This window comes from Mucilaginibacter sp. (genome assembly GCF_039207105.1).
Classification (GTDB): Bacteria; Bacteroidota; Bacteroidia; order Sphingobacteriales; family Sphingobacteriaceae; genus Mucilaginibacter.
Genome location: NZ_JBCECK010000162.1, coordinates 1 through 10,631 on the forward strand (window position 1 = coordinate 1; position 10,631 = coordinate 10,631).

The 10,631-nt window shown below is 41.1% G+C and carries 10 protein-coding genes and 1 pseudogene; 6 read left to right on the forward strand and 5 right to left on the reverse strand.

The window, feature by feature from the left end; translation table 11 throughout:
* From AAGC65_RS21875 to AAGC65_RS21900, 6 genes and pseudogenes are all read left to right on the forward strand, one after another.
* Positions 1-276, forward strand: a pseudogene (locus AAGC65_RS21875) (AarF/ABC1/UbiB kinase family protein); the annotation flags it as partial.
* A 137-nt stretch (positions 277-413) separates the two neighbouring features.
* Complete coding sequence (locus AAGC65_RS21880; RefSeq protein ID WP_343114596.1) at positions 414-1,730, forward strand: hypothetical protein; 1,317 nt, start codon at positions 414-416, stop codon at positions 1,728-1,730.
* Positions 1,730-2,458 (forward strand): hypothetical protein, encoded by a 729-nt coding sequence (locus tag AAGC65_RS21885; RefSeq protein WP_343114597.1) that lies wholly within the window; start codon positions 1,730-1,732, stop codon positions 2,456-2,458. The genes AAGC65_RS21880 and AAGC65_RS21885 overlap by 1 nt, the downstream gene beginning before the upstream one ends.
* A 33-nt stretch (positions 2,459-2,491) precedes the next feature.
* Positions 2,492-3,937 carry an SDR family oxidoreductase gene (locus AAGC65_RS21890; protein ID WP_343114598.1) on the forward strand — a complete coding sequence of 482 codons (1,446 nt, stop codon included), beginning with the start codon at positions 2,492-2,494 and terminating at the stop codon, positions 3,935-3,937.
* Positions 3,938-3,958: 21 nt separating this feature from the next.
* Positions 3,959-4,867, forward strand: coding sequence for a TIGR01777 family oxidoreductase (locus AAGC65_RS21895; protein WP_343114599.1), 909 nt, complete (start codon positions 3,959-3,961; stop codon positions 4,865-4,867).
* Entirely contained in the window at positions 4,860-6,173 is a 1,314-nt protein-coding gene (locus AAGC65_RS21900) for a deoxyribodipyrimidine photo-lyase (RefSeq protein WP_343114600.1), read from the forward strand. The genes AAGC65_RS21895 and AAGC65_RS21900 overlap by 8 nt, the downstream gene beginning before the upstream one ends.
* Here the strand turns inward: AAGC65_RS21900 and AAGC65_RS21905 are convergent, their stop codons facing one another.
* The 5 genes from AAGC65_RS21905 to AAGC65_RS21925 all read right to left on the reverse strand — a co-directional run bounded on the left by AAGC65_RS21905 (position 6,174) and on the right by AAGC65_RS21925 (position 10,460).
* Positions 6,174-7,166, reverse strand: a complete 993-nt coding sequence (locus AAGC65_RS21905) for an FKBP-type peptidyl-prolyl cis-trans isomerase (RefSeq protein ID WP_343114601.1) — start codon at positions 7,164-7,166, stop codon at positions 6,174-6,176. It abuts the gene before it with no gap.
* A 104-nt stretch (positions 7,167-7,270) separates the two neighbouring features.
* Complete coding sequence (locus AAGC65_RS21910; RefSeq protein ID WP_343114602.1) at positions 7,271-7,774, reverse strand: FKBP-type peptidyl-prolyl cis-trans isomerase; 504 nt, start codon at positions 7,772-7,774, stop codon at positions 7,271-7,273.
* 156 nt (positions 7,775-7,930) lie between these two features.
* A complete protein-coding gene (locus AAGC65_RS21915; protein WP_343114603.1) occupies positions 7,931-8,374 on the reverse strand; it encodes a MarR family transcriptional regulator in 444 nt (147 codons plus the stop codon).
* Between the two features lie 151 nt (positions 8,375-8,525).
* Positions 8,526-10,205: a gamma-glutamyltransferase gene (ggt, locus tag AAGC65_RS21920; RefSeq protein WP_343114604.1), complete on the reverse strand. Its 1,680-nt coding sequence runs from the start codon at positions 10,203-10,205 to the stop codon at positions 8,526-8,528.
* A gap of 99 nt (positions 10,206-10,304) precedes the next feature.
* A complete protein-coding gene (locus tag AAGC65_RS21925) occupies positions 10,305-10,460 on the reverse strand; it encodes a hypothetical protein (RefSeq protein ID WP_343114605.1) in 156 nt (51 codons plus the stop codon).
* Positions 10,461-10,631 lie beyond the last annotated feature (171 nt).

Sequence of the window (10,631 nt, forward strand, 5' to 3'; positions counted from 1 at the left end):
ATCGAGTTTTTTTATACCCAGTTTAAGGAAATGATCGAGCTGTTTGCCATGCCTTACATCAATGATCATTTTGACTTCAGTGAAACCGCGTTTTTTGATAAGCTTTATAAATTTGGCGAGCGTCTTAAAAAGCTCCCTGAGTTTAAACAGGCCCGTGGTGTTAAGCATTTCATCTATATCAACCGCACCAACTTTGGACTGTACAATATACTGCACGAACTAAAAGCTGAAGTTAAAACGGATACTTATAAACCGCATGTGGTTTTGGAATATTGAGCGGATCGGGTAATACTATCTTTTATTCAAAACTCACTCATATACAGAACGATAAATTATAAATTATTATCAAAATGAATATTACCTGATAAATAGCAGTAATACTATTATATTCACGCCATTTATTATACCTATTCATGCAATCACGACTAATTTATCTTGTTACCATAACAGCGTTATGTCTTCTATGTTCAACGGCTTATTCTCAAACAGATAGTACACATTATGATCTTGGAAGGTTACGAATTAACAAAAACCTTACGCAAGATATCACGATAAAGGCTGCAGACCTGGAAAAATTCCCTTTTGCCAACTTAACTGATGCTATTAATGTTTGGTTCAATGGAACCTACACCAACAGCAACAGTATATTATATATTATTGATGGTAACGCAATTAATAATGTTGATGCTTATAATATACATGACATTGATGAAATAACATTGGTTCAAAATGCCGCTGCACAAACTAACGGCGCCCTTCCACAACAGCAACTGGTATTAATAAAAACAAAACGCAGCCACCTTAATTCATCTGGTATTGACGCAGCAGGGCAAACCAGCCTGGTGACAATCAGAAATAACCAAGGTTATGAAAATGTAAACAGTACCACAAATCTGTTTCATCAGTATTACTTTTCAGGTTATAAAAACTCTGAAAACATAAGTGCTGGAATATCCGCTACCTACTTAAGAGATGTTTATCCTACATTAAAAACATCAACCTTACAAGTAAATGAGCCGACAGCCAACAACATTTTCAAATTTAATGGCTATGCAGATGTAAAATTGAACCGTAGAAATACACTGAGCGCATCAGTAAATTATATGCCGCAGGTTAATCAATTCCAGTCTACCAATAACCTAATAAGTAATATCAATCAATCATCATCACAAACTCAAACTATTGTAAATCAACACACCAATCAAAACTTGTTTAATACTACGTTACAATTAAACTCTCAAATTGTAACAGGGCTTACGAATAAAATTTCAGGATCATATAATCATTTCAGCTTTGCTGAAAACAACCTCACTACCAGTACTACTACAGGCTACAGTGCAAACAGCTCAAAATCCGTTGATAGTATCAAACACAGGACAAGCTCTTTTTTACTGACTGATAATTTGATTTATCAAAAAACACTTGGCGACTTTAGCCTGGAACCCTCTTTTAACTTTAGCTACCGTTATGTAAGCGACTCTTCTAATGTGAGTAACAGCTTTGTCAATTATCTGTTAAATGATTCCCCCCTGCTAACCTCTGCAAGTTCGTACTCATCGCATGTATACACTACGCGTAAAGATTATTTGTTAACATCATCGTTAGGTTTGTCATATAAAAGCATCGTTAACTTACAGGGCGGTTTCTTAACTGTGCTAAATTCAAAGAAAAATTTTAATACCGACATTAAACGAAGTTTTCCGTTTGCATCCATTAACATTAATGTTTAATGCCTACGGAATTGAATTCCGTAGGCATTAAACTATTCGGTTCATATTCGCAGTCAAACATTTTTTTGCAGCTTAATAATTTCCCAAGTGCTATTGATGCTGTAATGAGCAACTCTACAGATTATAATCCACTTAAACCTTCCAATACATACCAGGCGGGTGCGGTGATTGATATTTCATTATTCTTAACAGTCAGTTACAATTATGACCATAGTAAATTTCAACTTTTAGAAAATTACTCATTGCCTTACATCCCCAATCGTACTTTTACAACACTCATAGATGATAAATTCACGCTTAACCGCTTAAGCTTAAGTTTCAACATTATAAACAAATCAACTATCCACTTTACAAGCAGCATTAATGGCACTAATAATAAGCAAAATATTACTGTATTTGGCGAAGGTGTTACTTATGGAGATAAAATGTGGACCGGCGGCTGGATAAATCGTTTTGACTATCATAATATATTTGCCGGTCTTGACATGTTGTATCAAACCGGCAAGCCAGGTATTATTAACCAAGACATACCTTTCAATCCACTTGTAGCAAGCCAAAACGCACATTCCTTTTCATTGCAGAACCTTTACTTTGGGTATCGTTTAAAAGCAACCCACTTTAAGAACACTGAGATATTTGCTTCTGGCCGTAATGTATGGCAGAATAAAAAATCAGATATAACCGATAATCGCAAGTTTTATGGAATAGGCTTTAAGTTGGTAATTTAAAAACACCCTGCCTTTTCAGTTGTTGACCATTACATGAAAGTGTTAATTGCTGGTGCTAATGGTTATATAGGTACAAGGCTGATCCCCATTTTATTGGAGAAAGGTCATGATGTTGTTTGCCTGGTACGCGATAAAAGACGCTTTCATGAACACAGTGATTTTAGCGATCGGGTTACGCTCATTACCGGCGATCTGCTGAAAGAAAAAAGCATTGAGGATTTCCCCACCGATATTGAAGCTGCTTATTACCTGGTGCATTCCATGTCGCAAACGCAGGATTTTGCCATGCTCGAGGCTTTATCGGCCTATAACTTTATTCATTCGCTTGATAAAACCCATTGCCGGCAAACCATATTCCTGAGCGGGATTGTTAATGATGGTAACCTGTCCAAACACCTCCAATCGCGCAGACATGTGGAGGATGTTTTGAAAGAAGGCAAATCGGCACTCACCGTTTTAAGGGCCGCTATTATTATCGGCTCGGGCAGTGCATCATTCGAGATCATTCGTGATCTGACTGAAAAACTCCCCGTCATGACCGTACCGCGCTGGGTAAATACCCGCTGCCAGCCCATAGGCATACGCGATGTGCTGGCTTACCTGGAAAGCGTAATGCTAAACGAAAAAACCTTTAACCGCAGTTTTGATATCGGTGGCCCCGATATTTTAACTTTTAAGGAAATGATGCTTACTTATGCACGGGTACGCAAACTTAAACGATACATCATTACCATACCTTTTCTGTCGCCCAGAATATCATCGTACTGGCTTTATTTTGTCACCTCGGTAAGTTATACACTGGCCCAGAGTCTGGTGAACAGCATGAAAAACGAAACAATAATGCACGAGCATGATATTGACGCCATTGTGCCCCGCAAATGTTTAACTTATGAGGAGGCCCTGAACCTTGCTTTTGTAAAAATTGAGCAAAACTCCATCGTTTCCAGCTGGAAAGATGCGCTGAACATGGGTTACCTGAATTCGGGCTTTATGGATCAGATCAAGGTACCACAAAATGGCACATTAGAATATAAAGTTAAAATGCCCTTTGAACGCGGTAGCGAGGAGGTATTCACCAATTTTATGTCGATAGGTGGCAACCGGGGTTGGTATTACTGGGACTGGATCTGGAACATACGCGGTTTCCTGGATAAGATATTTGGCGGGGTAGGTTCACGTCGGGGCCGTACCAGCAGCATCAATATTTCGCCGGGAGATGTGATTGATTTTTGGCGGGTGTTACTGGCCGATAAACAAGGTAAACGCTTGCTCCTCTATGCCGAAATGAAACTCCCGGGCGAGGCCTGGCTGGAATTTAAAATAATTGAGCGCAACGGTAAAAAAAATCTGAGCCAGGTAGCTACCTTTAGGCCCAACGGATTGTGGGGTCGCTTGTACTGGTATGCCATGTGGCCTTTCCACCTGTTTATATTTAATGGCATGGCCCGCGAAATTGTACATTACGGCGAAGGTGTGTAGGCGCGTATAACCAACAAACGAATGAGCAAAAAAAACATATTGATAACCGGCGGTTCGGGTTTATTAGGCAGGCGGCTTACCAGGGTGTTACTTAACAAAGGCTATTCTGTTAGCCATTTAAGCCGCAAGCCGGGCAATAACCCTGATATCAAAACTTATGTTTGGGATATTAACAAAGGCCTTATTGATGAACATTGTATTGAGGGCATTGATACCATAGTACACCTGGCAGGCACCGGTATAGCCGACAAACGCTGGACAGATGCCCGCAAAAAGGAACTCATTGATAGTCGCGTAAGATCAATAGGCCTAATATATGATCTGCTTAAAAAGAAACCGCATCAGGTAACTACAGTTGTATCGGCATCTGGCATTGGATATTACAGCAATCGCGGTGATGAGTTGATGACTGAAGCTGACGCTCCGGCGAAAGATTTTATTGCTCACTGCTGCGTACTATGGGAAGCGGCAGTTGATGAAGGCGAAAAACTGAATTTGCGGGTCGTCAAATTCCGTACAGGCGTAGTGCTTGATAAAGAGGGGGGCGCGCTGCCTACCCTGGCTAAGCCTATAAAACTTTATATCGGCTCGCCTATAGGCACAGGCAAACAATGGGTGCCCTGGATACATTGGGCCGATGTGGTGAACATATATATGGAAGCTATCGAAAATCACGGTTTAAAGGGTGTATACAATATGGTTGCGCCCAACCCGGTTACCAATAAGCAGTTAACCCAGGCGGTTGCCAAGCAATTGCATAAGCCTTTATGGGCGCCAAATGTACCAGCGTTTATGCTAAAATTATTATTAGGCGAGATGAGTAGTATTGTACTCGGCAGTACCAAAGTATCGGCACAAAAAATACAGGATGCGGGTTTTAAGTTTAGTTATACTGAACTGCCTGCTGCGTTAAAAGAAATATATGGATAACAAAACACCGCTAAGCATCTTCTGGTTCCGCCGCGACCTGCGTTTAAACGATAACGCGGGGCTATACCACGCCTTAAAAAGCGGAAACCCGGTACTCCCTCTTTTTATTTTTGATAAAGAAATTCTGGATGAGCTGGAAGATAAGGACGATGCCCGCGTAACTTTCATTTATGAAACCATTGAAAATTTGCAGCAAGAACTTCATCAGCATGGCAGCAGCCTGCTGGTGATATATGACAAAGCTGAGCATGCCTGGAATTCCATCATTAAAGAATATCAGATAGAAGCCGTTTACACCAATCATGATTATGAACCCTACGCCACCAAACGCGACGAAGCCGTAAAAGAAAAGCTCGGCAAGCATAACATTGAACTTAAAACTTTTAAAGATCAGGTAATTTTTGAAAAGACTGAGGTGGTTAAGGATGATGGTAAGCCCTATACCGTATACACTCCTTATCAGCGTAAATGGTACAGCACCCTCAAACCTTTTTACCTGAAGGCCTATCCTACCCATAAATATTTAAGCAAGCTAGTTAAAACTAAAAACCTGCATCTGCCCTCGTTAAAAGATATGGGCTTTGAAAAAAGTAGTATGCCTTTTCCTGATCAGGGATATAAAGATGTAATTGGCGATTATAAAGAAAAAAGGGATTTTCCGGCACTTAAAGGCACATCTCGCATTGGGATGCACCTGCGGTTTGGTACGGTGAGCATCCGCGAATTGGCCAAAGCTGCCCATGCCAGCCATGATAAAACCTGGCTGAATGAGCTCATTTGGCGCGAGTTTTATATGATGATATTGCACCATTTCCCACAAACGATGGATCATGCCTTCAGACCGGAATACGACCGTATTAAATGGGTTAATGACGAAAAACAATTCAAAGCCTGGTGCGAAGGAAAAACCGGCTACCCTATTGTAGATGCCGGCATGCGCGAGCTAAATGCTACAGGCTTTATGCACAATCGTGTACGCATGATAGCGGCCAGCTTTTTAAGTAAAGACCTATTGATTGACTGGCGCTGGGGCGAGCATTACTTTGCCCGCAAACTGCTTGATTATGAAATGGCCAGCAACGTAGGCGGCTGGCAATGGGCGGCTGGTTCCGGTACCGACGCTGCACCATACTTCCGAATATTTAACCCCGACGCGCAAACTAAAAAGTTTGACCCGGACCTGCAATACATAAAAAAATGGGTTCCGGAATATGCCGACTTTAGCAAATATCCGGAACCCATTATTGATCATGCCTTTGCACGCGACCGCTGCTTAAAAGCTTTTAAAGCAGCTTTGGCAAAGTGATTATGGATTGGTAATTGTACCCATAACAAAGTCAAAACGTAAACAAGCATCCGGTCCAATAGGGGGACTACCTATCTTACCATATCCCAATCTTGATGGTAATAGCATGGTAATTGCTGCACCTGAAGTTAGGCCCTTTAACCCTTCTTGTACACCTGCTACTAAATCACCTTGAGTTGGATCAAATGTAGTTAATGTTGTTGTACCTGCGGTTTCGGGGTCTGTTGCAGTACTTCCGAATAATGCGCCATTTAAATATTTACCCGTATAAGTGCCTACAAAAGAAGAACTTAAATTATGATCATAAACATCACCCACACCACTGCCGGGTGTAGTTATCTTATAATACATACCTGCTCCACGGCCGGATGTTACTTGCGTAAAACCTGTAAGGCCATTCTTTTGCATGTACTCCTTAATTAAATAGTCCTGATACTTAGGTATTGAGGTAATCACATTTACATAATAATCAATACATTGGTTACCGGCAATACGGTTATTTACGTTACTTGAGCTTCCTGAACCAGCTCCGTTTACACCATAACATACGCGTGATGGAACCAATATTCTGGCTCTTGTGCCGGGATATTTAATCACATCATGTATGGCAGATTGCAAACCTTTGGTAAAGCCCATAATGGATGATCCTAACGATATATATCCTACCAGGCCGTCAAAATGCGCCAGGTTAAGGGTATCCTGATTAACAAATTTACCATCAAAGGTCTTCACCGATAATACAAAAGCTACGCTATCAGAGTAATCTAACGGCTTTATACCGGCAGTTGAACCCTGTGAAAGTATTTCATAATATATGCCGCTGGTATCGCCATGTGAGGTATCCCTTTTCATGCCAGTTAATCCGTTGGCTTTGATATAGTTTTGTATCTGAATGTCGTCGTACTGCTTAATATTCGGATCATTATTGGTTTTGCGGCAGGATAATAAACCGATTGAAGTGATTAATAAAAGCGTAAAAATTTTTTGTTTCATTTAGTCAATTTGTTTTGGCTATCAATGAGCACATTTTCGCTCATTTAAGTTTATTTATTTCGGCTATAGCGCTCTTTTAGCGCCTTCGGCCTGTCTTTATTCTGTTAGTTAATCACGTTAAACAACTGTATATTAAAATCAAGTACCGCATTTGCAGGTAATCCTATTGAATCCTGCGGAAACGGCCCATACGCATAACGCGATGGTACGATCAATCTTATTTTACCGCCCTTTTTAACAAGTGGTATACCCAGCTGCCAGCCCCTTATCACCTGTCCCAGCGTGTACGACGGGTGAAAATTATTGGTTTCAACAATAAGCTTTCCTGTGGTTAATAGCTGTGCGGTATAACCCACCGTAATCTGCGTTGAATTGGTAAACAGATCGTTACCTGAACCTTCCTCACCTGGTTTTATAATATAATAAACCCCAGATGTGTCGGTGACACGTTTGGCACCAAGACCCGGGTTAGCTTTTAAATATTTACTCACCAGCGTATCATCAATAGCTTTTTGCGCATTATACTGAATCAAAGGGTCAGTTGCCGATTTTTGGCATGCCGCAAAACCTACAATAAAAAGCAATAAAAGCAACAGCGTCCTGTTCATTTTTCAAAAGGCAAATTTATTCTTTTATAATAGAAAAACCGCAGCTTAACATTTTTTAACAATTAATAAAAATATCAGCTCCAAATTGCACCGCATTTATGGTGTTTTCCTGAATAAAACGTTCAATTTTAAGTAAAAGTGTGGGTAGCTGCACTACTATGGTTTATAATTCAAGGTAAGCTTATTTACCTTTTTAAGCATTTCGGTGAGATATTGTTTATCAGCCTCGCTGATATGGGCATCAAGATAATTATTAAACTGTTTTACTACCGCACGGGCCTGGTGACGTTTCTCTTTCCCCACCTCGGTCAAATAAATTTTAACCGATCGCTTATCTCCCTTATTTGATTCGCGATAAATTAACCCGGTTTTTTCTAGCTGGCTAAGCATTCTTGATAAACTGGTTGATTTAAGCCCCAGCAAGGCAGCAGCCTGCGAAACGGTGGTACCTTCCTTTTCGTCGATATTGATAAGCAGGTAGCCTATGGATTGCGTAATGCCAAACTCAGTAACCAACTGGTTATACCTGTTGGCAACGGTTTGCCAAACTATTTTCAAAAAATAATCAATGGTTTCCTGATGTTTTACATTCTTTTGCATGCATACCAAACGTAAGAAATGCCTGTTGATTACGCAAGGGAAAAACGTAATACACCATAGGTTTTACATTATACGTAGAACGTTTTACGTAAAAGACAATTTTAAAGTAAAAAACGTATCACGTAAAACGTTCTACGTACAACCTAAATAGCTACCAACCCAGTTTAGTATCATCACCACGCGGGTCTGCTCCGCCTTCATAATAACCTTGCGGGGTTTTCAATATGGCATCTACACGACCAATCGCACCTCGGGTGATTATTTTATAACCTTTGTTTTGCAGCTTTATTACGGTTGCACTGTCAAGCGCGCCTTTTTCAATACCCACCTCATCTGGCAGCCATTGGTGATGAAAACGTTTGGAGGCAACCGCCTGCTGCATGTTCTGGTCAAATGCGATCACGTTAAGAATGGTTTGAAAAACCGATGTCATGATGGTTGAGCCACCTGGGGTGCCTACTACCATAAACAGCTTACCATCTTTTTCAATTATGGTAGGTGTCATGGACGATAGCATACGCTTGCCTGGCTGAATACTATTAGCCTTACCTCCTATCAGCCCATACATATTGGGCACACCAGGCTTAGAGCTAAAATCGTCCATTTCATTATTCAATAAAAAACCAGCGCCTTTAACAAATATTTTTGAACCGAAGCTATCGTTAAGGGTAGTTGTGATAGATACCGAATTACCCTCCCGGTCAACAATAGAATAATGCGTGGTTTGGTCACTTTCATACCCAACAAAGCTTCCGGGCTGTATGCTGGTGCTTGGTGTAGCAGCATCCCAGCTAAAACTACGCATGCGTGATGCGATGTAAACAGGGTTCAGCAAGCTATCAACTGGCACTTTATAAAAATCCGGATCGCCCAGGTATTTGGATCGGTCGGCGTAAACCCGGCGCTCGGCCTCTACCATCAACCTCACCGTCGAATCCTGGTTATTGCCCCATTTGTTTAACGGATATTTTTCAACCGATTTTAACAATTGTAGCAAAGCTATTCCACCGCTTGAGGGTGGCGGCATGGTGATGATCTTATATCCTAAATAAGTGCCAATAATGGCCTTTCGCCAAACCGAATGGTAATTTTGCAGATCAGCTTTTGATATGATGCCGCCGCCGCTGTTCATTTCGGCAACCAGTTGATCGGCTACTATACCACTGTAAAAGCCATCCCGGCCTTTATCACGTATCTGTTCCAGAGTCTTAGCCAGATCCTCCTGAACCAATATATCGCCCTCCTGCCACGCAGTATCTTTTACCAAATAATTTTTACCGGGGTTTAGTTGTTTAAACTGAACGCTTGTGCGGTTCAGATCCGATGCCAGGTGCTTAGTTACCTTAAATCCCTTCCGGGCCAGGTCAATAGCCGGCTGCACCAGATCGGCCCATTTCAATTTGCCGTATTTGGCGTGCGCCTGTACCATGCCATCAACAGAACCAGGCACACCTGATGCTTTATCAGTATAAAGGCTCATATCAGGTATCACATTCCCTGCCGAATCCAAATACATATTGGCATTAGCCGCTGCAGGGCCTTTCTCCCTAAAATCAAGTGTATTAGTTTCGCCACTGCCCGAGCGGTAAACCATAAATCCGCCACCGCCAATATTACCTGCTTCGGGCAAGGTTACCGCCAGTGCAAACTGTACAGCAACGGCCGCGTCAACGGCATTACCGCCTTTTTTCAATATATCAAGTCCCACTTTAGCCGCATCCGGGTAAGCGCATACCACCATACCGTTAAGGTATTGCTGATCCTTTCCTTTTACAGCTAAATGTTTCTGCACGCAGGCAACGGGTACCAAAAGCAGTACTAATAAAAGCATGCTTAAGGGCCTGCTTAGCTTTATATTAAATTTATTCATGGATATCACCGGCAGATTGTTTTTGCCTAAAATACTCCATTTGTGTATATAAACTGAATATTAAAGCAGCATTATTTTAACCTGAAAATCAGCACTATGAAAATTTCTAAGCGTAGTTTCCTGCTCAAAATGCCATAAAATTTCAAATCTGCCGTTTATTTGCAGGATACATTGCGCATAAAACACGGCAAAGCAAGTGTTTACGGCACTGTACATAATTTAATTCGTTAACTAAAATCACTACATGAAAAAATTAGCTTACATTCTATTTCTCTCAGTTTCGTTCTTATTAGTAAGTAAACGCTCACAGGCACAGGATTATCAAACAGCCGTTGGACTAAAATTCGGCGCTTATGAAATAGGCCCATCTATTAAATATTTTATGGA

What these genes read in the sequence shown, in the direction of transcription:
- AAGC65_RS21880 (WP_343114596.1), top strand. Translation starts at nt 414, where the DNA reads ATGCAATCACGACTAATTTATCTTGTTACCATAACAGCGTTATGTCTT.
- AAGC65_RS21885 (WP_343114597.1), top strand. Translation starts at nt 1,730, where the DNA reads ATGCCTACGGAATTGAATTCCGTAGGCATTAAACTATTCGGTTCATAT.
- AAGC65_RS21890 (WP_343114598.1), top strand. Translation starts at nt 2,492, where the DNA reads ATGAAAGTGTTAATTGCTGGTGCTAATGGTTATATAGGTACAAGGCTG.
- AAGC65_RS21895 (WP_343114599.1), top strand. Translation starts at nt 3,959, where the DNA reads ATGAGCAAAAAAAACATATTGATAACCGGCGGTTCGGGTTTATTAGGC.
- AAGC65_RS21900 (WP_343114600.1), top strand. Translation starts at nt 4,860, where the DNA reads ATGGATAACAAAACACCGCTAAGCATCTTCTGGTTCCGCCGCGACCTG.
- AAGC65_RS21905 (WP_343114601.1), bottom strand. Translation starts at nt 7,166, where the DNA reads ATGAAACAAAAAATTTTTACGCTTTTATTAATCACTTCAATCGGTTTA.
- AAGC65_RS21910 (WP_343114602.1), bottom strand. Translation starts at nt 7,774, where the DNA reads ATGAACAGGACGCTGTTGCTTTTATTGCTTTTTATTGTAGGTTTTGCG.
- AAGC65_RS21915 (WP_343114603.1), bottom strand. Translation starts at nt 8,374, where the DNA reads ATGCAAAAGAATGTAAAACATCAGGAAACCATTGATTATTTTTTGAAA.
- ggt (WP_343114604.1), bottom strand. Translation starts at nt 10,205, where the DNA reads ATGCTTTTATTAGTACTGCTTTTGGTACCCGTTGCCTGCGTGCAGAAA.
- AAGC65_RS21925 (WP_343114605.1), bottom strand. Translation starts at nt 10,460, where the DNA reads ATGTACAGTGCCGTAAACACTTGCTTTGCCGTGTTTTATGCGCAATGT.